23 protein-coding genes are annotated in these 22849 nt (G+C 41.2%); 12 read left to right on the top strand and 11 right to left on the bottom strand.

What is annotated here, in order from left to right; all coding sequences use genetic code 11:
- Positions 1–61 precede the first annotated feature (61 nt).
- Positions 62–1135: a branched-chain amino acid aminotransferase gene (locus OU683_RS15155; protein WP_268139784.1), complete on the top strand. Its 1074-nt coding sequence runs from the start codon at positions 62–64 to the stop codon at positions 1133–1135.
- Here the strand turns inward: OU683_RS15155 and OU683_RS15150 are convergent.
- Positions 1132–2139 (bottom strand): Gmad2 immunoglobulin-like domain-containing protein, encoded by a 1008-nt coding sequence (locus tag OU683_RS15150; RefSeq protein ID WP_268139782.1) that lies wholly within the window; start codon positions 2137–2139, stop codon positions 1132–1134. The two genes, OU683_RS15155 and OU683_RS15150, sit on opposite strands and share 4 nt — an antisense overlap.
- Positions 2140–2406: 267 nt before the next feature.
- The gene (locus tag OU683_RS15145; RefSeq protein ID WP_268139780.1) at positions 2407–2793 is read right to left on the bottom strand and encodes a nucleoside triphosphate pyrophosphohydrolase family protein; all 387 of its coding nucleotides are present in this window, start codon (positions 2791–2793) and stop codon (positions 2407–2409) included.
- A gap of 49 nt (positions 2794–2842) precedes the next feature.
- Between OU683_RS15145 and OU683_RS15140 the strand changes: the two genes are divergently transcribed.
- Complete coding sequence (locus OU683_RS15140) at positions 2843–3031, top strand: hypothetical protein (RefSeq protein WP_268139826.1); 189 nt, start codon at positions 2843–2845, stop codon at positions 3029–3031.
- Between the two features lie 63 nt (positions 3032–3094).
- Here the strand turns inward: OU683_RS15140 and OU683_RS15135 are convergent, their stop codons facing one another.
- A complete protein-coding gene (locus tag OU683_RS15135; RefSeq protein WP_268139778.1) occupies positions 3095–5134 on the bottom strand; it encodes a dipeptidyl-peptidase 3 family protein in 2040 nt (679 codons plus the stop codon).
- Positions 5135–5301: 167 nt separating this feature from the next.
- Between OU683_RS15135 and OU683_RS15130 the strand changes: the two genes are divergently transcribed.
- Both OU683_RS15130 and crcB read left to right on the top strand, forming a co-directional pair.
- The gene (locus OU683_RS15130; RefSeq protein WP_268139776.1) at positions 5302–6330 is read left to right on the top strand and encodes an SRPBCC family protein; all 1029 of its coding nucleotides are present in this window, start codon (positions 5302–5304) and stop codon (positions 6328–6330) included.
- Positions 6327–6698, top strand: coding sequence for a fluoride efflux transporter CrcB (gene crcB, locus OU683_RS15125; protein WP_326493560.1), 372 nt, complete (start codon positions 6327–6329; stop codon positions 6696–6698). Before OU683_RS15130 ends, crcB begins: the two co-directional genes overlap by 4 nt.
- A 108-nt stretch (positions 6699–6806) precedes the next feature.
- Here the strand turns inward: crcB and OU683_RS15120 are convergent, their stop codons facing one another.
- The 3 genes from OU683_RS15120 to OU683_RS15110 all read right to left on the bottom strand — a co-directional run bounded on the left by OU683_RS15120 (position 6807) and on the right by OU683_RS15110 (position 9211).
- Complete coding sequence (locus OU683_RS15120) at positions 6807–8219, bottom strand: hypothetical protein (protein WP_268139774.1); 1413 nt, start codon at positions 8217–8219, stop codon at positions 6807–6809.
- A 110-nt stretch (positions 8220–8329) separates the two neighbouring features.
- Positions 8330–8521 carry a cold-shock protein gene (locus OU683_RS15115; protein ID WP_029035283.1) on the bottom strand — a complete coding sequence of 64 codons (192 nt, stop codon included), beginning with the start codon at positions 8519–8521 and terminating at the stop codon, positions 8330–8332.
- Between the two features lie 75 nt (positions 8522–8596).
- Positions 8597–9211: a MarC family protein gene (locus OU683_RS15110; protein ID WP_228912698.1), complete on the bottom strand. Its 615-nt coding sequence runs from the start codon at positions 9209–9211 to the stop codon at positions 8597–8599.
- A gap of 175 nt (positions 9212–9386) precedes the next feature.
- On the opposite strand from OU683_RS15110, the gene OU683_RS15105 reads away from it, so the two are divergent.
- From OU683_RS15105 to OU683_RS15090, 4 genes are read left to right on the top strand one after another with little or no spacing between them, the layout of a single operon-like run.
- Positions 9387–9983 (top strand): DNA polymerase ligase N-terminal domain-containing protein, encoded by a 597-nt coding sequence (locus OU683_RS15105; RefSeq protein ID WP_268139770.1) that lies wholly within the window; start codon positions 9387–9389, stop codon positions 9981–9983.
- Complete coding sequence (gene ligD, locus OU683_RS15100; RefSeq protein WP_268139768.1) at positions 9984–10811, top strand: non-homologous end-joining DNA ligase; 828 nt, start codon at positions 9984–9986, stop codon at positions 10809–10811. It abuts the gene before it with no gap.
- Positions 10801–11241 carry a YkvA family protein gene (locus tag OU683_RS15095; protein ID WP_268139766.1) on the top strand — a complete coding sequence of 147 codons (441 nt, stop codon included), beginning with the start codon at positions 10801–10803 and terminating at the stop codon, positions 11239–11241. The genes ligD and OU683_RS15095 overlap by 11 nt, the downstream gene beginning before the upstream one ends.
- Before the next feature lie 9 nt (positions 11242–11250).
- Positions 11251–11727 (top strand): hypothetical protein, encoded by a 477-nt coding sequence (locus OU683_RS15090; protein ID WP_268139764.1) that lies wholly within the window; start codon positions 11251–11253, stop codon positions 11725–11727.
- Positions 11728–12119: 392 nt separating this feature from the next.
- On the opposite strand, the gene OU683_RS15085 is transcribed toward OU683_RS15090, so the two are convergent.
- Complete coding sequence (locus tag OU683_RS15085; RefSeq protein ID WP_268139762.1) at positions 12120–15551, bottom strand: methylmalonyl-CoA mutase family protein; 3432 nt, start codon at positions 15549–15551, stop codon at positions 12120–12122.
- Positions 15552–15733: 182 nt separating this feature from the next.
- Here OU683_RS15085 and OU683_RS15080 point away from each other — a divergent pair, with 182 nt between their 5' ends.
- Entirely contained in the window at positions 15734–16441 is a 708-nt protein-coding gene (locus OU683_RS15080) for a DUF4197 domain-containing protein (protein ID WP_268139760.1), read from the top strand.
- 194 nt (positions 16442–16635) lie between these two features.
- Here OU683_RS15080 and OU683_RS15075 read toward each other — a convergent pair whose 3' ends face one another.
- Positions 16636–18045 carry a S8 family peptidase gene (locus tag OU683_RS15075; RefSeq protein WP_268139758.1) on the bottom strand — a complete coding sequence of 470 codons (1410 nt, stop codon included), beginning with the start codon at positions 18043–18045 and terminating at the stop codon, positions 16636–16638.
- A 599-nt stretch (positions 18046–18644) separates the two neighbouring features.
- Between OU683_RS15075 and OU683_RS15070 the strand changes: the two genes are divergently transcribed.
- Entirely contained in the window at positions 18645–18830 is a 186-nt protein-coding gene (locus OU683_RS15070; protein WP_228912690.1) for a Lacal_2735 family protein, read from the top strand.
- Here the strand turns inward: OU683_RS15070 and OU683_RS15065 are convergent.
- The 3 genes from OU683_RS15065 to prfA form a co-directional block, all read right to left on the bottom strand.
- Positions 18812–19609 carry an ABC transporter substrate-binding protein gene (locus tag OU683_RS15065; RefSeq protein WP_268139755.1) on the bottom strand — a complete coding sequence of 266 codons (798 nt, stop codon included), beginning with the start codon at positions 19607–19609 and terminating at the stop codon, positions 18812–18814. The two genes, OU683_RS15070 and OU683_RS15065, sit on opposite strands and share 19 nt — an antisense overlap.
- Positions 19610–19673: 64 nt before the next feature.
- Positions 19674–20483: an orotidine-5'-phosphate decarboxylase gene (gene pyrF / locus OU683_RS15060; RefSeq protein ID WP_268139753.1), complete on the bottom strand. Its 810-nt coding sequence runs from the start codon at positions 20481–20483 to the stop codon at positions 19674–19676.
- 53 nt (positions 20484–20536) lie between these two features.
- On the bottom strand, positions 20537–21613 hold the full coding sequence (gene prfA, locus OU683_RS15055; protein ID WP_268139751.1) for a peptide chain release factor 1: 1077 nt from the start codon (positions 21611–21613) through the stop codon (positions 20537–20539).
- 160 nt (positions 21614–21773) lie between these two features.
- Between prfA and OU683_RS15050 the strand changes: the two genes are divergently transcribed.
- Together OU683_RS15050 and OU683_RS15045 are read left to right on the top strand one after the other, a co-directional pair.
- Positions 21774–22151: a GxxExxY protein gene (locus OU683_RS15050; RefSeq protein WP_268139750.1), complete on the top strand. Its 378-nt coding sequence runs from the start codon at positions 21774–21776 to the stop codon at positions 22149–22151.
- Positions 22141–22755, top strand: coding sequence for a peptide-methionine (S)-S-oxide reductase (locus OU683_RS15045; protein ID WP_326493559.1), 615 nt, complete (start codon positions 22141–22143; stop codon positions 22753–22755). The genes OU683_RS15050 and OU683_RS15045 overlap by 11 nt, the downstream gene beginning before the upstream one ends.
- Positions 22756–22849: the final 94 nt, after the last annotated feature.

The raw sequence follows: 22849 nt of genomic DNA, 5'->3' as shown, positions 1-22849 counted from the left end.
AGTTAAATCCCACCTTTAGAAGCTGTATTAATTTAGGTAAATTTGCAACAAATATATAAGCATGAAAAACTTACCTCTCGCAATCGATGTAGTTGAAGCTAAAACTTCTAAGATCGATTCGGTTGATTTTGACAATTTGGTATTCGGTAATGTCTTCACAGATCATATGATGGAATGTGATTATATCGATGGGCAATGGCAAAATCCTGTTATAAAACCTTATGGTCCCATACAGTTAGATCCATCAGCAAAAGTTTTCCATTACGGGCAGGCTATTTTTGAAGGGATGAAAGCTTTCAAAGATGACGAGGACCAGGTGTGGCTTTTTCGTCCCATGGAAAATATCCAGCGCTTCAATAAATCTTCAAAAAGACTTGCAATACCCGAGTTTCCTGAAGATCTATTTTTAGAAGGACTTGAAACTCTTATCGATCTTGATCGCGACTGGGTGAAAAAAGGCTTTGGAACTTCACTTTACATACGTCCTTTTGTTATTGCTACAGAGACAGGAGTCTCGGCATCGCCTTCAAAAAAATATAAATTCATGATCATCTGTTCTCCTGCCAAGGCTTATTACAGCGGCGACGTGCGGGTGTTCTTTGCAGATAAGTTTAGTCGTGCTGCCGATGGTGGTGTGGGATATGCAAAAGCTGCCGGTAACTACGGCGCCCAGTTCTATCCAACTAATCTGGCTAAGGAAGAAGGTTACCAGCAAATCGTCTGGACAGATGCCAATTCACATGAGTACCTCGAAGAAGCAGGAACCATGAATATCTTCTTTAGGGTTGGAGACAAACTTCTCACAGCCCCAACCAGCGACCGTATCCTTGATGGAGTAACACGTAAAAGTGTGCTTACCCTTGCCGAAGAATTTGGAATTGAAGCTGAAGTAAGGAGGATTAAAGTTTCCGAAATTGTTGAAGCTGCCGAAAAAGGAGAATTAAAGGAGATCTTTGGTTCGGGTACTGCTGCGACTATTAATCCTGTAAAGGGATTTGGAAACAAAGGTAAAAAATATGAACTGCCACAACTTGAAGATTCTTACGCTTCCTTTTTCAAGAAGAAGTTAATGGAAATTCAATACAACAAAGCCGAAGACAAATTTGGCTGGAGATATCTTGTAAAAAGTAACTAATCAAATATCACCGGAATTCGAAGCATCCTGTCATGCTCCGGTTTTCCTGAAGCATTGGCGCGGCTAAATATCAAATAGCCGCGCTTTTCTTTTGTATCAAATTCAATTTTGCCCTTAAACGGCACCCAGTCTTCGGTCATCCACTCCCCTTGTGCTTCTATATATTTTTCTGCGAGTACTTTTCCACTTCCGGTTACCAGCCTTACAGGTGCAGTAGCCTCAAAGAACCAATAGCCTTTTGCCTCTCCTTTAATTTCCAGGGGAGAACTTACAGTTGCATTTTCCTGAGGCATTTCAACTTTTATAAGATCTCTTGTTTCTTCACGTTCCCGGCTAGGATCTATAAAATATAAGCTCTCTAAAATGGCATTTAGGGTGGTCTTTTTTTCTTCGGAAACATCCCCGTAAAACTTCATGGCATCACCTTCCATGGGATTGCATTGATCCATTGGGATCTCCTCTCCCGTATTACTGCTGAAGCATTCGGCTCTAAAATTATCTACCTGGTAGAAAATATAAATTCCGCCATACTCCTTCCAACCTGGAGGAGGCGATTGAAAGCGAAGCGCCGCTGCCCAGGGTTGCCCGTTCTCCATCAAATAAACATAAGAATTCTGGCGATCGAGGTTGAATGACAAAGGCAGATCTTCATCCCAATCTTGAATTGATTTTCGTGGGCCACCGGGACCATCAACTCCAAAACCTTTTGGTAACACGGTGATATATGCCATGGAAGCATCATTGTGGATACCAAAAGGAGGCTGCTTCTCAATGCTGCTGTCGTAGAAATTTATAACAGGTGCTTCGCCGGGAAGTTCTCCTTCAAAAATCTCAAACCCCTGTGGAATTTCTGCTGAAAAATGCCATTTTGCAGAAGTGTATGACGCAGAGTTTTTGGAGGATTCCGGCTGCGGTTTAGGTGATTCATCCCGCTGTTCACTTTCACCTGAATTTCGACAGGAAATAATAATTAAACCGAGTAGTAGAAAAATAAGTGCTCTCATACTAACAAGGTAGTAAAAATGAGCAACAAGAGTCAAGAGGTTACGAGTTACGGGTTCTGCGTCAAGATTGTTGCAGGTTCCGGGGTTGCGGGTTGCCAGTTGCGTATTCTTTTGTCATCTCGACAGAGTAGTTAGTTTTGCCAAAGAAAGTGCGACGAGAGATCTCATTCAGTTCACATATAATGTGATGAAAATTAAAAGATCCTTCGCTCCGTAAAAGCTTCGCTATCAATGAACAACTTGCTTTTCAATCCTGATTCTCGAATCCTAGAACTTAAGAATCTTTTGAAGGTCCGGCTGTGAGTAATCCGGGCCTTTTAGCACTTTCCCATCTTCGCGATAAACCGGTTTCCCGTCTTTGCCCAGTTTGCTCATATTGCTGCGTTGAATCTCTTCAAAGACTTCAGATATTTTATGTTGTAGCCCATGTTCCACTATGGTTCCACACAAAATATAGAGCATATCTCCCAGGGCATCTGCCACCTCAACCAGGTCTCCGTTCTTTGCAGCCTCGAGGTATTCCTCATTCTCCTCTTTCATCAATTCATACCTCAAATGCACTTTTGCAGCTCCCAGAACTGCGGTGGGCTGCTGTTGAACTCCCAGACCAAATGCTTTATGAAACTCCTGTACGGCGGCTAAGGCTTTTTCCATTCTAATACTTTAAATTCGCATAAATTTATAAAAATTAGGGCCAATGGAAATGTTTAGCACAGGACAAATAATTTTTGCCGCATTGTTTTTCGTGGCTTTTGTCGTAGTGATCTTCTTCAGCTATCGCAAGGACCTCAAACTCCACCGCAAGTATTATAAAGGCACACTTTACATCCTCTTAGGATTTATTGTTTTTATAGGGTTATTATTTCTTTTAAAGACTTATTTAAAAGGATAGGCTTCAGCAAAAAAAAGCCGCCACTCTTTTAGAATGGCGGCTTATCAATCTTTTTGTTAAATTCTAATTCTCCAGCGGAAGCACATCAAATTTCTCTGAGTAGTCCATCATTTGCTCCTCAAAAGATGTTGGTTGTACCACTTTAATTGCGGTGATCTCACCGTTAGCATCTGTTTCAGGCACAAGAACAGGGTTTACGAATCCACTGTAAGGTGCAGATTTGAATTGTTTGTTTCTCTCAAGCACTTCCCTGTGAATATCCTGATCAACTTTAACTCCGTAGTTCTCTACAAGGTCTTTGGCTGCCTGGTAATCACCTTCAGATTTAATTCTCTGGGTCTCTTTAAGTAGATCCCCGAAAAGACCACGCAAAGCAGCATAATCTGTAATATTAAAATAAGTTTTTCCGTCTCTGGTCACTTTTTCAATAATACCTTTTTCCTGGCCTTTTTCAAAGACCCAGGCGCTAACCCACTGGCGGTTTCTCATGTGAGCTTCTTCAATGTTAGCTCCCGGCTCAAGTCTTATAAGCTGCGTCATCAAACCATTTCTGATATAACCATCATAAGCTGCCTTACCCATTTTTTCATAATCGTCCACCAAACCAAGCTCTTCCAGTTTAGGATCCATCAAATAGTAAAGTCCCACAAGATCGGCACGGCCTTCTTCTAAAGTAGAAGCATAACTTTTCAAAGTTTCCTTTGTCTCTCCTACGCCAGGGTTAAGTTGACCAGAAGCGTGTCCCACAACTTCGTGAAGTGCGGTGTGAAGTTTATCGGCAAGTTCGCCGTACTCTTCTTCAAGAGCTACTTCTTCCTCATCATGTGCAAATTCCTGAAGCCTCCCAGTACTACCGGCATTGTTATATGCTTCAACAATGTTCCCCAGAGATACAGATTTACTTCCGTGCTCTTTTCTAATCCAGTTGGAGTTTGGCAGGTTCACACCAATTGGTGTAGCCGGTGAAGCGTCTCCTGCTTCTCCTGCAACAATTACTGTTTTATAGGTAACACCTACAACAGAATCTTTTTTGTGTTCCTCCATTAAAGGTGCGTTGTCTTCAAACCATTGCACGTTTTCCTCCAGTACCTGCATCTTCTTGCTCATATCAAAATCCTTGATCTGCACGATAGTTTCGTAAGATCCTGTGTAACCTAGAGGGTCATTATAAACTTCAATAAAACTGTTGATGTAATCAATGTTTCCATCGGTTGCCTCTACCCATGCAATGTTATAATCATCCCAGGTTTCAAGGTCACCGGTTTTGTAATAATCAATTAAAAGCCCAAGCGCATCTGCCTGTTGCTTATTTTCGGCAACACCTTGTGCCTTTTCAAGCCAAAATACAATCTTATCGATCGCCGGGCCATACATTCCCCCGCTTTTATACACTTTTTCAACCAACTGCCCGTTTTCTTTTACCAACTTGGAATTAAGACCAAAAGCAAGAGGTCTGTTGGGATTTGGGGATTTTTTATTGGAATAGAACTGCTCCACATCTTGTGCGGTAACACCTTCACCATAAAAATTCACTGCAGATCCTTCTACAAGACCTTTAGATTCATCCAGGTTTACTTTTTTGGCATCCATATCGTTAAAGATCACCTCATAAGCCTCCCCGGTAAGTTCTGTTCCGGTCTCTGCCAATAGCGTATCGAAATATTCTTTGCTAAATTCAGGCTTCAACTTATCCATCGAATAATGGTGGTGGATCCCGTTTGCAAACCATACCCGTTTTAGGTAAGTCTCAAAATTCTTCCAGTCTTCGGAAGTCTTGTCACCTTCATAGCTGGTGTAGATATTCTCAAGGGCTTCACGAATCTTTAAATTATGTTTGTAATTTTGGTCCCAGATAATGTCTCTACCACTAAGTCCGGCCTGGGTTAGATAATAAACCAGCTTCTGCTCTTTTAGACTTAAATCTTCCCAGCCTGGAATCTGGTACCTGAGTACTTTAATATCGGCAAATTCATCTACCTGATAATCAAAGTCAGTGGTTTGTGCAACTTCTCCCACTTCTGCCGGATTCTCCACTTTGGAGTCGGCGCAGGAAATAAAGATCATTGACGCCAACAATGGCATCAAAAAGAATTTAATTTTCATTTTCTTAAAATTAATAGTGTATCAAATTAATTAGGATGAGATCTTCCGCAGAAAAAATAACAGCAGGTCCTGGCGGGAGGGCTTCACCATTTGCTAACAAATGTAAGAATTAACAACTTCAAATTATTTATATTAGCCTAATTAATACAACAAACCTGCCAAGAAAGATGAAGATTCTTAAATACCTCCTGTTTTTACTGCTAATTGTTATCATTGCAGGATCTATTTATATAGCCACCAAAGATGGCGCCTATAAAATTGAAAGCTCCAAAGTCATTAATGCACCTGCTCCATTGCTTTTTAGAGAAGTGGCCGATCTTTCCAACTGGAAAACCTGGAATGCGTGGAGTAATATAGAAGGAATGGACATGGACTTGACCGGGGAACCTACAGGTGAAAATGCAGCTATAAGCTGGCATGCAGATCAAATAAGGGACGGCAGGATCGTCACTACAGCTGTTATTCCATATTCCAGGCTGCAACAGGTCCTTACCATGCAAACCATAATTGGAGAAGCTGAAGGCGCAATCACCTGGACTTTTACTCCCGAAGATGGTGGTACCAGGGTGAACTGGACCCTGGAGGGCGAGCAAAGTTTTAAAGAGAAGCTTGCCTTTACCATACAGGACCAGGATCTAAGCGAAGTTTTCTTACCCATTTTTGAGGAAAGCCTTACCAATCTCGAGCAAAACGTGATACAGAAAATGGAAGCATATTCTATTAACGTAGATGGTGTGACCGAACATGGAGGCGGTTATTATATGTATACTACAACAGCCTCCAGGCTGGGAGAAGTGAATATGCGTGCGGCAGACATGATCAAACAGGTTAGGCTTTACATGAAACAGAACAATATTTCCATAAGTGGCCAACCTCTTATTATTTATAATCAAAGGGATGATCGCAACGGCACTACCATTTTTTCTACCGGAGTACCAACACCCAGCCAGGTGATTACGCCTGCCGGAAGCGAGGTTCTTAACGGGTATCTTGAGCCTCAAAAAGTGGTTAAGACAACTTTAAACGGACATCATAAAAATGCTGCGGAAGCATGGGAAAGCACTTATAGATATATAGAAGAGAACGGGCTTATTGTAGATCCTAATGGGCAACCTTTTGAACTTTTAATCACCGATCCTGCAGAAATTGACAATCCCGCTCTCTGGGTAACCGAAATTTACATTCCGGTAGAATGATGAAACAGGTTTTGCTTGTTTTTGTAGGTGGCGGTCTTGGCAGTGCCTTGCGTTTCCTCATCTCGAAGAACCTCAATCAGGTTTCTTCAATTCCCCTGGGAACACTGCTGGTGAATTTCTCCGGAAGTTTGTTGATAGGATTTATATTAGGATTAGGTTTAAAACAGGAAATGCTTTCTCCAAACACTACTTTACTGCTCGCTACCGGATTTTGCGGGGGATTCACTACTTTTTCGGCTTTTAGCTTTGAAAATCAGGCGCTGTTGAAAGCTGGAGATTATGTGAACTTCGGAATCTACTCCGCTGGAAGTATTTTTCTGGGGATCGCTGCAGTTCTTATAGGAATGTGGCTTTCAAGAATTTATTAAATTGGAAATTTATGTGGCTTCTAAAAAGCCACAAAAGCACAAACTTTTTTCACCTGCTGTGCAAAACCTGCCCGGCAAAAGTCAGAAAAATAAGGAGCTTCAAAAATGTCATTTTTGAGCTCCCTCTGAGGCATCATAAAATTTTGATTTTCCCAGGTGATTTTCGATTATCTGGTTATATTCAGGTGTCAATCTCAAACCCAGCGTTCCTTCTATATTATAGAGATTTTCCATGTCCTTGTAACCGTGCTTCAGCATTTCTTCAAGATAAAAATAGGCCGTTTGAAAATCATTGTCCTGCGCGCTTAAAGAAATAATTTTTCGGTAGGCATCAAAGGCCTGGGGATCAAAGATTGTTTGGATCATATTTGCCACCAGCTTGCTCTCCAGAGGAGTTCGCCTCTCTTCCATGTCCTGTCGTTTTAGCCGCACATATTCAGTAATAAAATCCTGAAGTCTCATAGCCATTTTGCTTTCAGCATTACTCTTTTGCGCCAGAGAGTCCAGTTGGTTTTTTTGGTAATTCCACCAGCCCAGGTTTTCAAAATTAGCTGTGCGAATATCCTCTTCCAAATAATAGATGAAATCGTCTATAAGCCTTGTCTCCTTTTGTGTGACGGCAGTTTGTTCCCGTTTTTGCTGCGAATAGTTACGGGAACGGGAAAGTTGGTTTTGTTTAGCTCTTATTTCGGCTGTGCTTATAAATCCTTCATATTTTTCTTCCATGATCTCCAGAAGCGCATCGGCATTCATAAGTTGATTAAGGCTCATCAATTTATTTGCCCGGGCAAGATCCTGCCGGTATAACTGTTCCACCAATTGTGGGTCTACAGGACGTAATTTCTTCCGCATCGCTTCAAGGGTAAGGGATCCTACTGCACTGTTAATGATTTGGGGTTGAGGCCAGTCTTCGTCTCCCGAATAGGTATAGATCTGGGTAGGAAACCTAAGGCGGGAAAGGGTATTGGCGGTATTCTGCATTCCCGAGGTGGAGAATTGTTCGTCTCCAACGATCCCAATAAAGACAAAATTCTTTTTGTTATCCAACAAGTTAAAATTAACCCAGTGATCTCCCACTGCGATAACCCCAAGAATATTATCAAAGATAAGTGGCACAGTACTCGCCACCCTGCCCCCGGTCATGGATCCAACACTGGCAATTTGGCTGGAATCTATAGGGAGAATTCCTGCCACATGTTGAATTAGCCTTGCTGATGTAAGGACATTTTGTTCCAGATCTTTTTGAGGACTAATATTATTAGAAGCCACTATCATATAACCCTGCTCTTCGGCAGTAGACTGGAAAAGGTGGGCAGCAGCCTTTCCACGTCCTTCCCCGTCAAGAACAAAAAGTACAGGCCAGAGTTTTCCATTTTGGTAAGTTGTAGGAAGATATAAGGCATAGCTTTCATCCAGAGTGTCTGACACCTTAAGGTCATCCACTACTATTCCCTTTTTTACCACTAACTCCTGTGCAGAAAGTTGAAGACCCAGGAATAAAAAAAAGATTATTTTTTTCATGGAATTAAGTTAGTGAATTTTCTAAAATCCAACGCAGAATTTCGCTTTAGGACAAAAAAAAAGCCTTACATAAATGTAAGGCTCAGGAATATAAATATCAAAAATTGAGACTAAGCTTGTCTCACGTTTACTGCATTTACACCTTTTCTACCTTCTTCAAGGTCGAAAGTTACTTCGTCATCCTGTCTGATCTCGTCAACAAGACCATTAGCATGTACGAAATACTCATCATTTGATTCTTCGTCTTTAATAAATCCGTAACCTTTTGATTCGTTAAAGAACTTAACTGTACCTTTATTCATTATATAAAATTAAATTGAAATGCAAATATACAATTAAAGAACGTATAAACAACTAAAAGTCAATTTATTATTTTCTTATTCCATAAAGGCAATATGAATCCCCTGTATCAACATATTAACTCCAATAATGGCAATAATAAGTCCCATTATTTTCTCCACTACCACGATCTTATTTGCTCCTATGTACCGCACCAAATATTCACTTGAAAGAAATGCAAGGTGGTTGAGCCACATCACCAGTGCAAACATGACCAATATAATTCCCAGCTGTAGATAAGTAGCCGTAGTGGTAAAGTTCATAGCTGTTACTATAGTTCCGGGCCCGGCAAGAATAGGAATACCCAGAGGGGAAATCGAAATTTCTTCATTAAAATTCACCTCCTTCTGGTTATCAATACTGGAAACCTGCGCCCTTATCATTTCAAAGCCCACAAAGAAAACAAGGATTCCTCCCGTGATCTTAAAGGCTGGGATGGTCAAACCAAAAAAATCAAAAATATACTTCCCCAGAATAATAAAACCAGAAACAATAATAAAGGCGGTAAAAGTGGCTTTTTTGGAAATATTTTTCCTGGTAGGACGGTCGGCTTGACGGGTAAGGCTTAAAAATATAGGCACGTTTCCAACCGGGTTATTGATTGCAATAAACCCGGTAAAAACAGCAATGGCAAATACCCAGATCCCTTCCATTTAATTTTTTTGGTGCTACAAATTAGAATGGGTAAAAGTATTTAAAATAAACAACCTGCAAAAATGGACCAGATCCTTTCTACAGAGCCTGACTTTTCAGCTAAGTTTTGAGACTTCTTTAACGAAGGTGATGACGCAATTTTTGTACATTTTGCCCTTAGGAACTACTGGATCAATGAAGACTTATAACGAAAAAAGAGATTTCAGCAAAACGAAAGAACCCAGGGATGTTCCTTCAGGGAAGAAGAATCAGAAACCAATTTTCGTCATCCAGAAGCACGACGCAACAAACCTTCATTATGATTTTCGGCTGGAAATTGGCAATACGCTCAAATCATGGTCTGTTCCTAAAGGCCCCAGCACAGATCCTTCAGTAAAAAGAATGGCTATCCCTACAGAAGATCACCCTTTGAGCTATGCCAATTTTGAGGGGGTAATTCCGCAGGGAGAGTATGGCGGTGGAACCGTAATGATATGGGATACGGGCACCATTGAGAGCAATAAAAAAGATGAAGATGGCAATATAATTTCCCTCGAAGACAGCTTTAAAGCAGGAAGTGTAGAAGTTACCCTGCATGGCAAAAAACTTACCGGCGGCTTTAACCTTGTGGAAATGAAAGGAGGCAAGATGAAAGGTAACTGGCTGCTCATGAAGCAAGACGACGGGGAAGCCGATGCCCGCCGCAATCCTGTAAGCACTCAGACAAAAAGTGTGGTGTCGGGAAGAACTTTGAAGCAAATTGAAAAGGAAGAATCTGAAAAAGAAGAATAAATGCAGATAGCCGGAGTTGAGATCTCACATCCCGACAAAGTACTTTTTCCAAAGAAAGGGATCACTAAAGCAGATATGATTTCCTATTATGAAAGGATCGCGCCGTTAATGTTGCCATTTCTCAAAGACCGGCCGCTTACCTTGCACCGGTTTCCAGGCGGTATTAACGAAAGTGGTTTTTACCAAAAAAACGCTTCAGATTACTTCCCCTCTTTTATTAAAACAATTAAAATTGAAACAGAGGAAGGAACAAATACCCAGGTTTTATGCAATGACAGGAAAAGTCTTGTTTATCTCGCAAACCAGGGAACCGTGGCTTTTCACATCTGGTTAAGCAAAAAAGATAAATTGCGCCAGCCAGACAGGGTGGTTTTCGATCTAGATCCATTCGACGAGGATTTTGAAAAGATAAAAGAAGGGGCGAAAATTATGAGGGATCTCCTGAAGAGCAAAAAAAATGATCCTTCTCTTATGACTAGCGGAAAAAGCGGCTTACATTTATATTATAAATTAAGACGGGGGAAAGATTTTGACAGGGTAAAGACACTCACCAGAGATATTGCTGAAGAGGCAGAAAAGAAAGAACCCGGATTATTTACAACCCAGTTGAGAAAAGACAAGCGAGAAGGAAAAATTTTCGTGGATTACCTGCGGAATGCTTATGCTCAAACTGCAGTTTGTCCTTATTCCTTAAGGGCTACTGAAGAGGCAGGAGTTGCCACCCCAATTGAATGGGAAGAACTCTCAAGGATCAAAAGCGCATCTCATTACCATATAGAAAACATATTTAGAAGGACAGCACAGTTAAACCGAAATAATGAAGAATAAAATGAAAGAAATCACCCCCGAAGAGGCTAAACAAGCACTTAATGAACAGGCAGAAAAAGTAGAGCAAAAAGACCTGGAAAAAGTATTGGCCAAAGAGCAAAAAATTGAAGACAAATTTCGAAATAATGATTCCATGAGTGGGTATCTTGCCAAAGCAAAAAGTATGTTTGGGCTTATTCGCGACTACTGGAACGGCAATTACAGGCAGGTGCCCTGGAAGACAATAGCTGCCGTTGCAGGAGCCTTACTTTATGTGCTCATGCCATTTGACCTTATTCCCGATTTTATTCCGGTGGCCGGCTTTCTGGATGATGCAGGCGTTATTGCTGCCTGCCTTACACTGGTAAGCGATGATCTTGTAGCTTATGAGAAGTGGAAACTCCACCAGGATAATGTAGTCAACAACAACGAAGAAGACTCACTTATATAATTCCTGTAAATGAATAAGGACAAACTGGAGCGCATGCCTTTATACCAAAAAGCCATGGAGATCCTGGAGATTGTTGTGCGAATTAAACAACTGGTACCCGAAGACAACGAATTCACAATCGCGGTTGCACAGAACATGTATACCGATGCACTCCAGCTTGCACCTAAAATTGCAGGAGCAGAAGGCGTTGAACTCTACGATATAAAAATGGAAAATGCCGCAATAATCCGGAAGTGTGCCCGCGAGATTTTTGTAGGTTGCAACGGGTTCATCATGGAAGGATTTAAAGAATTGGAATACCTGGAAATGTTAAGGGCAGAAGTGGAGGAATTTCGGGTACTTTTTGCCGAATGGGTACAAACCTTTGATCAATGGAACTACATCATTGACCGCTGGGGATTATTTAATCCTCCGGGGGTGAAGTATGACGATGTCGATCCCGATGACAATATTCCATTTGATAATCCTTTTGATGAGGAAGATTAAACCAAGAATCTCAACCTAATCAAGATTTAGATATAAAAAATGCTTCGGGAAAAGGAGTCTCAAAATGCCATTTTTGAGACTCCTTCCTGTTTTTGGCTCTCAGATAATCGCATTTAAACCCTGCTAAACGGGAATAAAAAAACCTCACAGGTTTTGAAAAACTGTGAGGTTTAAAGGTAAAACCCTTTCAGGGGTTTGAAACCCTGAAAGGGTTAATGATTTAAATCTGTCAAGATAAGCTCCCGATATCGCTATCGCTCATCGGGATAAGGAATTCGCACAGTTTTCAAAATATAAACGAAATTCCGTTTCAAAGAGATCCCGATCTCGCTGCCGCTCATCGGGATAAGCGATTCGCACGGCTTTCACAAAAGTAAAAGCCGGCTCTCTGCTTACATATTTCTTCTATACTGTCCTCCTACTTCAAACAAAGCTGTAGTGATCTGGCCAAGGGAGCAGACTTTGGTCGCTTCCATAAGAACTTCAAAGATATTTTCATTTTGAATAGCCGCCTGTTTCACCTTTTCCAGGGTTTCATGCTCCAGTTCTTTTTTAGCTTCATGCAGGTCCTTCAAAGTATTTATCTGTGCCTGTTTCTCTTCTTCTGTGGCCCTTATAACTTCCCCGGGAGTCACTGTTGGTGATCCTGTAGAACTAAGGAAGGTATTTACCCCAATTATAGGGAATTCCCCATTGTGCTTCAGGGTTTCGTAGTAAAGACTTTCTTCCTGTATCTTACTGCGTTGATACATGGTTTCCATGGCTCCCAGCACACCGCCTCTTTCGGTAATACGGTCGAATTCCAAAAGAACCGCTTCTTCCACAAGGTCTGTAAGTTCCTCAATAATAAAAGCACCCTGAATTGGGTTTTCATTCTTTGTCAATCCTAATTCCTTATTGATGATCAACTGTATCGCCATAGCCCTTCTTACTGAAGCTTCTGTTGGCGTAGTTATGGCCTCATCATAAGCATTAGTATGCAGTGAATTACAATTGTCATAGATCGCATAAAGTGCCTGGAGAGTGGTCCTGATATCATTAAAGTCGATCTCCTGGGCGTGCAGGGATCTTCCTGAAGTCTGGATGTGATACTTCAGCATTTGCGCCCTTGGGTTCGCTCCGTATTTATATTTCAAGGCTTTAGCCCAGATCTTTCTGGCCACCCTTCCAATGACCGCATATTCCGCATCAATTCCGTTGGAAAAGAAGAAAGAAAGATTAGGTCCAAATTTATCAATGTCCATTCCCCTGCTCAGGTAGTATTCCACATAAGTAAATCCGTTGGCAAGAGTAAGAGCGAGCTGGGTAACAGGATTAGCTCCGGCTTCGGCAATGTGATAGCCTGAAATGGAAACCGAATAGAAATTCCGCACATTCTCCTCGATAAAATATTCCTGCACGTCTCCCATTAACCTCAATGCAAATTCTGTAGAAAAAATACAGGTGTTTTGTGCCTGATCTTCTTTAAGAATATCCGCCTGCACAGTCCCCCGAACCTGACTTAAAGTCCTCTTTTTAATATCAGCATAAACATCTGCGGGCAATACCTGGTCTCCGGTCACACCAAGTAACATTAATCCGAGTCCGTCATTTCCTTCCGGCAGTTCGCCTCTGTATTTTGGCTGTTCCATTCCTTTTTTGGAATAGACCTTATCGATCTTCTTCTGCACCTCTTTTTCCAGGCCGTTCTCTTTGATGTACTTCTCACATTGCTGGTCTATAGCAGCATTCATAAAAAACCCGAGCAGCATTGGAGCAGGACCGTTAATGGTCATACTTACCGAAGTCATAGGATCTGCAAGATCAAACCCCGAATATAATTTTTTGGCATCGTCAAGACAGCAAATAGAAACTCCGGCGTTCCCAATCTTTCCGTAGATATCGGGACGATGATCGGGATCATTTCCATATAAGGTTACCGAGTCAAATGCCGTAGAAAGCCTTTTTGCCGGTAAGCCCATACTTACGTAATGGAAACGACGGTTTGTTCTCTCCGGCGAGCCTTCTCCCGCGAACATCCGGGTTGGATCTTCTCCTTGTCTTTTAAAAGGATAAAGTCCCGCAGTATACGGAAATTCTCCGGGCACATTTTCCTGAAGGCACCAACGCAAAATATCTCCCCAAGCTTGATACTTTGGAAGTGCCACTTTTGGAATCTGGGTATGCGAAAGAGATTCGGTATGGGTTTCGATCTTTATTTCTTTATCACGAACCTTAAAACTGTAGACAGGTTGCTTGTATTTATTAACTTTTTCGTCCCACCCGGTAATTACTTCCCAATTATATGGATCGAGATCCATTTTTACTTTATCAAATTCTTTCTTTAAAAGATCGGTAAGTTCCTTGTTTTCTGAAGTGGTAGCATTATTAAGATCATCTTCATCAAGTCCATACTGGTTCAATCCCAGCTTTACTCCAGTAACAGATTCTATGGTCTTAAAAACTCCATATAGCTTTTGGGCCACCTCGGCCTGGGAAGCTGCTTTCTCATCATAAGAGCGATTATTTTCAGAAATTTCTGAAAGATATCTCGTCCTGTTTGGCGGGATCACAAAGATCTTTTCGCTCATCTCTTTTGAGATGTTAAAAGTAGAGTTGAAATGACCTCCTGCTTTTTTATCGATCATATCCATGATCTGCTTGTAGAGCGTGTTCATCCCCGGATCATTGAACTGGGAAGCGATAGTTCCATAAACAGGAAGATTATCTACATTCTCGTGCCATAATCCATGGTTGCGTTGATATTGTTTCTTTACGTCCCGAAGCGCATCCAGAGCTCCTCGCTTGTCAAACTTATTGATAGCAACAAGGTCGGCGAAGTCCAGCATGTCGATTTTTTCCAGCTGAGTGGCAGCACCAAATTCGGGCGTCATTACGTAAAGTGAGACATCAGAATGCTCCAGAATTTCGGTATCCGATTGCCCTATTCCTGAAGTTTCCAATACAATAAGGTCATAACTCGCGGCTTTTAATACCTGGATAGCTTCAGCAACATATTTAGATAAAGCAAGATTCGACTGGCGGGTTGCCAAAGATCTCATGTAAACCCGGGGACTATTAATGGAATTCATCCTGATGCGATCTCCTAAAAGGGCACCTCCGGTTTTTCTTTTTGACGGGTCAACAGAAATTATTCCAATGGTCTTTTCAGGAAAATCCATAAGATAGCGGCGAACAAGCTCGTCTACCAGGGAAGATTTCCCAGCACCACCAGTTCCGGTAATTCCAAGGACGGGAATATCTCTTTCTTTATTTTCTAAATGTATCTTCTCAAGAGTGTCTTTTGCTATTTCAGGAAAATTTTCTGCAGCCGAAATTACCCTGGCAATTGCACCCGCAGTTTTGTTCTCCAGTTCCTTTATTTCACCATTAAGGCTATCACCCAGGGGATAGTCTGCCTGCTTTACAAGATCGTTGATCATTCCCTGCAGACCTAGTTCGCGGCCGTCATCGGGAGAATAGATCCTTGTAATACCGTAATCTTCAAGTTCCTTGATCTCCTCGGGCAGGATCACTCCGCCGCCGCCGCCAAAGATCTTGATGTGCTCTGCACCTTTCTCTTTAAGCAGGTCATACATATATTTAAAGTACTCTGTATGCCCACCCTGGTAAGAAGTCATTGCAATCGCATTCGCATCTTCCTGTATTGCACAATTTACAACCTCTTCCACACTGCGGTCATGGCCAAGGTGGATCACCTCCACTCCGGTGGACTGTATGATGCGTCGCATAATATTTATTGCGGCATCATGCCCGTCAAAAAGAGAAGCTGCAGTTACTATTCTTACTTTATTCTTGGGTTTATAAGGAGCTTGTTGTTCCATTTCTTCGAAAACGTTTTAGGGCGTGCAATTTACGAATTTAGAAACGAAGTTGCCATTTTGAAACCGATAATAAACTTACAAGGCCAATTCCGGAATTTTGCTAAAAAGTAGGGAACAACAGGATAACTTTTGTTTATGACTTTAATCCCCGGCTAATAAGTAACTTTGGCAAAAACAGTATTATGAAGAAACTTTTCCTCCTCCTTTTTATAGTCCCATTACTTACAGGTTGTGCAGAATTACAACAAATAGCCGATTCCCTGCCCCAGGAAGGTACCGGCGTCACCAATACCGAAGTAGCCGCAGGTCTACGACAGGCGCTGGATTTTGGAATTGAAAAGCAGGTGACCAAACTTGCACAGGAGGATGGGTTTTTCAGCAATGAACTTGTACGGATTTACCTTCCACCGGAATTGCAAAAGGTGGACAGAACCCTTCGTGACCTGGGAATGAGCTCTCTTGCAGATGAAGGTTTAAAAGTGCTTAACCGTGCCGCCGAAGATGCCGTAAAAGAAGCGACTCCCATTTTTGTTGACGCGGTAAAACAGATCACCTTTACCGATGCCCGCAATATCCTTTTAGGAGACGACACCGCCGCTACGTCCTACCTCCAGCAAAAAACTACAGATCCACTTTATACCCGATTTAACCCGGTCATCACAAATTCCCTTGACCGCGTGGGAGCCACACAAATATGGACCAACATCATCAACCGGTATAATGCTCTGCCCCTCACTACCGACGTCAACCCCGATCTTGCCGATTACGTTACGAAGGAGGCCCTCGACGGAGTTTACACCATGATCGCTGTGGAAGAAAAAGAAATCAGGAACAATTTCGCCTCCAGAACAACCAATTTATTGCAAAGAGTGTTCGCTTTGCAGGACTGATAACAATATATAAGGTTTAAGGTTTAAGGTTTAAGGTTTAAAGTTTATGAAGTTTGGAGTCCTGAATTGGGTTGGCGCTTTTCATAATTATAACCTGGAATTTTATCTATTGAACCAAAATTGTAAAAAAAGAAACCGGCTTCCTTAATTTTAGGAAGCCGGTTTGTTATAATTAATGTTCAATGAACGTGCACCTATTCGGTCACTGCACGATAAGCATTAACTCTTCCATTGCCAAAGTAAATGCTTTGACCATTACCATCTACTTGATCTGCAGTGTTCAATAATTGCATTTCAACTTCATGAGGCGCCATTTCTCCTCCATTTTTACCAATGATAAGAGCAGCTACACCAGAAACGTGTGGAGCGGCCATACTGGTACCAGCCATCCAGCCCCAGCCAGTAGGAGTGGCACTCAACACCATATCTAAATGATTAATTGCTCCATCTGCCATATACGCATCTCCACCAGGACCGGCGATATCTATTAAAGATCTGCCATAAGTGGTATAACTGGTTGCAAAATCAAAATTTGAAGACTCGTCCTGAAGCGTAAAACCATTTGGTGAGGTAGCAGAAACAGTAATTACGTTATTTAATCCCCCGGGGAGTTTCATGTGAGAAGAATATCCGTCAAAATTAATAGGATCATTACCGGCAGAAGCTATCAACGTACTTCCTTTTTTATAAGCATAATCAACTGCTCTTTGTTGAGCGATAATAAGGTGATTATAATGTTTAGCCGGGATTCGAAATTCATTTCCATCTGCATCAATCAATATAAAGCTCCTTCTGTCAACAGTAACTCCGAGGCTCATGTTTATTACGTCTGCTCCCATATTACCAGCATAATATATTCCCTCAATAAGTGCATTTACCGGACCTCTTCCATCTTTCCCCGATAAAACTTTTATACCTACTATCTCAGCATTTGGTGCAACCCCAATTACACCACGACCATTGTCTGCAGCAGCAATAGTTCCGGCGACGTGAGTGCCATGTGCAGATTCATCCGCTGTAGTGACGTACCATTCTTCACCCTCAATGAATGATTTCGAATCTCCATAGTTCATATTGGGAGCAATATCAGGATGAGTAGGTGAAATACCAGAATCCAAAACATATACACTTGCTCCACTTCCAGTATAACCAGCATTCCAGGCTTCGGGTGCATCAATAGCATCCATACCCCATAAATATCGGAAGTAAGGTTCGTCATCACCTATACTCGTTGGATTAGCGTCCGCAGCCACAAGCTCCTCTGTGGGAATCCATTTTATTATATAATTGGGAATTACAGACGCAAATTCTTTATTTTTTAAAGTGGATTTTTCAAAGTTGACATCATCGGAACTTACAACCGCTACACCAATATCAGGAAAACTTTTAAGGACATTTCCACTACCAGCTAAAAAGTCTTCAGCGCTTTTACTCATCGTAGAGCTCTCTGTCACTACGAGATAACTATTATAAGGAGGCTCATTTAACTCCACAGTAGCAGTTTCAACCTCGTTAATAACCTCTTCCTTTTGACAAGAAGTAAAAACCAGACCCATTGCAAGAGCCGACAACATGATTTTTGAAAAGTTTAATTTTTTGGTCATAATTATTAATTAAATGGTTAATACTTTAGAAAGTAACAAGATATAGAGGTAATCCTTTACAAACCACATATTTAACGTTTAGGGCTACGAATTAAAAAAACCTTTTAAAAATAAATATTAGATGAAATATGAATAGAAAAAAACAATTCAATTTCAGGATAATTCAAAAATTTAAGAAGGTTAAATAAGCAAATTTGCAGCCAATGAGAAGACACAAGAAATCAAATCACTAAAAATCAGCAAGTTTACCTAATTAATTCGCTGTTATGAATCACCTTTCAAATGAATTAATAAGGAAAATTTAGATGTTCAGGAAATCTCACCAATAACTCCTTTACTTCAGCTACTTATTCGGCATTTAAATTTTCAAACATAAAAATTTGCAAACTTTTCTTTTAGCACATTTCTATTCCATTCAAACGCTTATGAACAGTCGAAAAACTCCCGAAGCAACCATAGAACCTGAAATTTTAGGAACAAAAATTTGAGTTTTTAACAACAGGAGCCGGTATAAAACCCACTTTTATCAAAATGTTAACTTTAGGTTAGCACTTGTTCGAAATCTTGAAAGATATCTTTGTGGTAATAAGAAAAATCCTATGTTTCGATTATTTGAACCAAGATCTACGCTGGAGCGCCTACAGGAAAAATATACTTTCCTAATGCGCAGGTCATTTGAGCTCGCCCTAGTGGATAAATCCCGCAGCGATTTGCTCAATGAAAAAGCCTGCAAGATCCTAAAGGAGATCCGTCGCATGGAAAAGAATCAGGAAAGAACTGCCTGAAGTTTTCTAAAGTAAGCAAATGCTGAAATTAAACGCGACCCGTACCAGCTAAAATATTCTCCGTCCACGATGTGGACCCGGTCCATCTTCACATCCTCTTTAAACGTATCTCTATCTCTCGATCTAAATGGAAATGGTTCCGTCGAAAGAAGCACCAGTTCTACTTTTCGCTGTTCTAACTGATGCATCACGATTTCGGGATAGCGGGAATCTTCTCCCGAAAAGGCATTTTTGAACCGGTTAAGTTCCAGGAGATGATCTATAAAAGTGTCTTTCCCAGCCACCATCCACGGATTTTTCCAGATAAAATAAGCCACTTTGCGTTGCGGAACACTATTCATTTCCTCCTGAAATTCGTCCCGTAGAAATGTAATTTTCTCTGCTATTTCTAAAGCTTTCCCATATTCTCTGAACATTTTTCCATACTGCCGAATAAGCTCAAGGGAATCGTCAATAGTCATAACATTAGATACATGGACAGGAGCTATCTTTTCAAGCTCAGTCACCATTTCTTCTGTATTCTCTTCTTTATTGCAAAGAATAACATCGGGTGCAAGTGCTTTGATACGGTCGTAATGCACCTGTTTGGTGCCACCTACAACTTTTTTTTCCTTCCGAAGGTCTTCGGGGTGCACACAAAATTTGGTCACCCCCACGATCTTCTTACGCAGTCCCATATCCACCAACAGTTCTGTCTGGCTAGGCACAAGACTTACGATACGCCGAGGAAGATCCTTCAACTCAAGTTTGCGATTTAATTGATCGTGAAAAACTTTCATAGACCGGGAATTTTTGAGGTGCAAAAAATGACATTTTTGACAGCCTTTTTAGAAGCAGTTTCCGTTATAGGTAGGCTGCCATTTCCTGCTGTAGCTTCCTGGCTTCGGCAGCAGCGGCCTCAGCATAATCTTCAGCATTGGAGGCATAAATTACTGCCCGGGAAGCATTAATTAGCAAGCCCGCATTGCGGCTCATTCCATATTCACAAACTTCTTTTAAACTTCCACCCTGTGCTCCCACTCCCGGCACTAAAAGGAAGTTTTCGGGAATGATTTTTCGTATTTCACGCAGATATTCTGCCTTGGTCGCACCAACAACGTACATTAGATTTTGACCGTTGGTCCAGTTTCTGGAAGTTTTGATCACCTTTTTATACAATTCCTCCCGTTCCACTATTTGCGTTTGAAAATCATAGGCACCGGCATTAGAAGTTAAAGCCAGGAGAATTGTGTGTTTGTTTTGATAAGCCAGGAAGGGTTCTATAGAATCTTTCCCCATATATGGAGCTACTGTAACCGAATCAAAATTTAGATCCTCAAAAAAGGCTTTCGCATACATGCCCGAGGTGTTGCCTATATCTCCCCTTTTGGCATCGGCAATGGTGAAAATTTCAGGGAAATTTTCATTCAGGTAATTGATCGTTTTCTCAAGGGCTTTCCAGCCCTTAAGACCGTGAGCCTCGTAAAATGCGAGATTAGGTTTGTAAGCTACAGCCAAATGATGGGTCGCATCAATTATTGCTTTATTAAAGGCAAAAATCGGGTCTTCTTCTCTCAGTAAAAATTCCGGGATCTTTTGTAGATCAACATCAAGACCGATGCACAAAAATGACTTTTTTAAACGTATTTGTTCTGAGAGCTGGGAAGTTGTCATTAGCTAAAAATAAAAAAGCTGCCGGGGTGCGGCAGCTTTAGTGGTTTAATTATTTAAAAAACGTCTGAATTCTCTTTCAGTTTTTCTGTGTTTTCTACAAGTTGTAACTCATCAAGGATCTTCTGGATATCTCCATTAATGATGTTTCCAAGGTCATAAAGCGTAAGGCCAATACGGTGATCTGTCACCCTGCCCTGTGCATAATTATAAGTTCTGATCTTTGCACTCCTGTCACCACTGGAAACCATAGAGTTTCTCTTGGCGGCATCTGCTTCCATCTTTTTTGCAAGTTCCTGCTCATAAAGCCTGGACCTCAACACGCGAAAAGCCTTTTCTTTGTTCTTGTGCTGGGATTTTTGATCCTGGCACTGTGCCACCAGTCCTGTGGGTGTATGCGTCAATCGCACCGCTGAGTAGGTTGTGTTTACCGATTGTCCCCCCGGTCCCGAAGAACAGAAGTAATCAATACGCACATCCTTGGGATCAATCTCCACATCAAATTCTTCAGCCTCGGGCAATACCATTACTGTGGCTGCCGAAGTATGTACACGCCCCTGAGTTTCGGTTTGTGGTACACGTTGCACCCGGTGCACTCCCGCTTCAAACTTTAAGGTTCCGTAGACATCTTCCCCCGTGACGTCAAAAATTATTTCTTTGAATCCGCCGCTGGTTCCTTCACTAAAATCAACAATATTATGTTTCCAGCCTCTACTCTCGATATATTTGGTGTACATGCGGTAAAGATCTCCGGCAAAAATACTGGCTTCATCTCCACCGGTACCTGCGCGAATCTCCATCACGACATTTTTAGCATCTTCAGGATCCTTTGGCACCAGCATCATTCTTATCTTCTCCTCCATCCCCGGAATCTGCTCTTTGGCCTCTTCCAGTTGCATCTTGGCCATATCGGTCATTTCGGGATCGCTGCCATCGGCAATGATCTCTTCAGCTTCCTTTCTATTGTTGATTAGGCTCATGTATTCTTCACGAACCTCCATCAATTTTTTCAAATCCTTGTACTCCTTGTTCAGCTCTATATAGCGCTTTTGATCGGCGATCACATCGGGTTGAATGATCAGGTCATTCACCTCGTCAAAACGCTGCTTTACAATATTTAATTTCTCGATCATAACATCTCCTTAAAAGGCCAAATTTACAATAAATCCGTCGGATTTCTTAAAAGGATTTTTTAAGGCATAAAAAATCTTCTGCAGGAATAGGATTGGTTTTCAAAATTGTTTCCCGCAGATTTCGCAGATCACCGCAGATAATATATTATCTTAATTCTTCATGGACGAAAATGAAATTTCATATAAGATTGGAGGTGCTATTTTTAAGGTATTTAATTCATTCGGGCCGGGTTTATTAGAATCTGTTTATGTCGCAGCTCTCGCGTCGGAATTGAGAAAAGAAGGGCTTAGTGTAGGAAAAGAAGTGGCTGTACCTGTAATTTTCAATAATGAAAAATTGGAGGTGGGGTTTCGAATGGACCTTCTTATACAAAAGAAGGTTTTGATTGAAGTGAAATCTATAGAAGCAATTGCTCCAGTTCATCATAAACAGACTCTTATATATTTAAAACTAACCGGATTAAAACTGGGAATTCTCGTGAATTTCAATGTAGACAACATTATTGAAGGAATTCATAGAAAGATTAATGAACTTTAGATCTGTGAAAATCAGCGTGATCTGCGGGAAATTTAATGATCATTTTTCTATATACATGAAAATGTCTTTTTTTACTCCTTATCACCATTCAAAGCCGGTGCTATTTTTTAATCCAATTTTAAAATTTATTGAAGTGGAAGATTCTCTTAAAATTGGCCTGGGCGGAGGTTGTCACTGGTGTACCGAAGCCATTTTTCAATCGGTAGATGGGGTAGTGAAGGTCGAGCAGGGATATATTGCTTCAGAAGCTCCTGCAGAAGAATTCTCTGAAGCAGTCATTGTTCATTACCTTCCAAAAAGGGTAAAAATGAAGAGGCTTCTGGAAATTCACTTGCACACGCATAATTCCACGTCCAATCATTCCTTTCGGGAAAAATACCGAAGTGCGATCTACTATTTCTCTACGGAAGATGAAAAAGCAGGGAAGAGGATCCTGAAAGAACTTCAGAAGGAATTTGAAGAGGAGTTGGTGACAGAAATTCTGCCTTTCCGGAAATTTAAACCTTCAAGAGAACAGATACAGGATTATTACAGAAAAAATCCAGATGCTCCATTTTGTAAGCGTTACATTGAGCCGAAGCTGGAACGGCTAAAGGAAATATAGGAATATAGATATATTGAGATCCCATGACCCTGATCTGTTCCAAAAAAGAAACCGTCTAAAAGGCGTGTGACCTTGCAGACGGTGTCTTCTGGGA

This window comes from Salinimicrobium sp. TH3 (assembly GCF_026676115.1).
Classification (GTDB): Bacteria; Bacteroidota; Bacteroidia; order Flavobacteriales; family Flavobacteriaceae; genus Salinimicrobium.
This window is presented reverse-complemented; position numbering and strand designations above follow the sequence as displayed.

Excerpts from the sequence above, each read along its gene's own strand:
- OU683_RS15155 (WP_268139784.1), top strand. The coding sequence starts at position 62 with ATGAAAAACTTACCTCTCGCAATCGATGTAGTTGAAGCTAAAACTTCT.
- OU683_RS15150 (WP_268139782.1), bottom strand. The coding sequence starts at position 2,139 with ATGAGAGCACTTATTTTTCTACTACTCGGTTTAATTATTATTTCCTGT.
- OU683_RS15145 (WP_268139780.1), bottom strand. The coding sequence starts at position 2,793 with ATGGAAAAAGCCTTAGCCGCCGTACAGGAGTTTCATAAAGCATTTGGT.
- OU683_RS15140 (WP_268139826.1), top strand. The coding sequence starts at position 2,843 with ATGTTTAGCACAGGACAAATAATTTTTGCCGCATTGTTTTTCGTGGCT.
- OU683_RS15135 (WP_268139778.1), bottom strand. The coding sequence starts at position 5,134 with ATGAAAATTAAATTCTTTTTGATGCCATTGTTGGCGTCAATGATCTTT.
- OU683_RS15130 (WP_268139776.1), top strand. The coding sequence starts at position 5,302 with ATGAAGATTCTTAAATACCTCCTGTTTTTACTGCTAATTGTTATCATT.
- crcB (WP_326493560.1), top strand. The coding sequence starts at position 6,327 with ATGATGAAACAGGTTTTGCTTGTTTTTGTAGGTGGCGGTCTTGGCAGT.
- OU683_RS15120 (WP_268139774.1), bottom strand. The coding sequence starts at position 8,219 with ATGAAAAAAATAATCTTTTTTTTATTCCTGGGTCTTCAACTTTCTGCA.
- OU683_RS15115 (WP_029035283.1), bottom strand. The coding sequence starts at position 8,521 with ATGAATAAAGGTACAGTTAAGTTCTTTAACGAATCAAAAGGTTACGGA.
- OU683_RS15110 (WP_228912698.1), bottom strand. The coding sequence starts at position 9,211 with ATGGAAGGGATCTGGGTATTTGCCATTGCTGTTTTTACCGGGTTTATT.
- OU683_RS15105 (WP_268139770.1), top strand. The coding sequence starts at position 9,387 with ATGAAGACTTATAACGAAAAAAGAGATTTCAGCAAAACGAAAGAACCC.
- ligD (WP_268139768.1), top strand. The coding sequence starts at position 9,984 with ATGCAGATAGCCGGAGTTGAGATCTCACATCCCGACAAAGTACTTTTT.
- OU683_RS15095 (WP_268139766.1), top strand. The coding sequence starts at position 10,801 with ATGAAGAATAAAATGAAAGAAATCACCCCCGAAGAGGCTAAACAAGCA.
- OU683_RS15090 (WP_268139764.1), top strand. The coding sequence starts at position 11,251 with ATGAATAAGGACAAACTGGAGCGCATGCCTTTATACCAAAAAGCCATG.
- OU683_RS15085 (WP_268139762.1), bottom strand. The coding sequence starts at position 15,551 with ATGGAACAACAAGCTCCTTATAAACCCAAGAATAAAGTAAGAATAGTA.
- OU683_RS15080 (WP_268139760.1), top strand. The coding sequence starts at position 15,734 with ATGAAGAAACTTTTCCTCCTCCTTTTTATAGTCCCATTACTTACAGGT.
- OU683_RS15075 (WP_268139758.1), bottom strand. The coding sequence starts at position 18,045 with ATGACCAAAAAATTAAACTTTTCAAAAATCATGTTGTCGGCTCTTGCA.
- OU683_RS15070 (WP_228912690.1), top strand. The coding sequence starts at position 18,645 with ATGTTTCGATTATTTGAACCAAGATCTACGCTGGAGCGCCTACAGGAA.
- OU683_RS15065 (WP_268139755.1), bottom strand. The coding sequence starts at position 19,609 with ATGAAAGTTTTTCACGATCAATTAAATCGCAAACTTGAGTTGAAGGAT.
- pyrF (WP_268139753.1), bottom strand. The coding sequence starts at position 20,483 with ATGACAACTTCCCAGCTCTCAGAACAAATACGTTTAAAAAAGTCATTT.
- prfA (WP_268139751.1), bottom strand. The coding sequence starts at position 21,613 with ATGATCGAGAAATTAAATATTGTAAAGCAGCGTTTTGACGAGGTGAAT.
- OU683_RS15050 (WP_268139750.1), top strand. The coding sequence starts at position 21,774 with ATGGACGAAAATGAAATTTCATATAAGATTGGAGGTGCTATTTTTAAG.
- OU683_RS15045 (WP_326493559.1), top strand. The coding sequence starts at position 22,141 with ATGAACTTTAGATCTGTGAAAATCAGCGTGATCTGCGGGAAATTTAAT.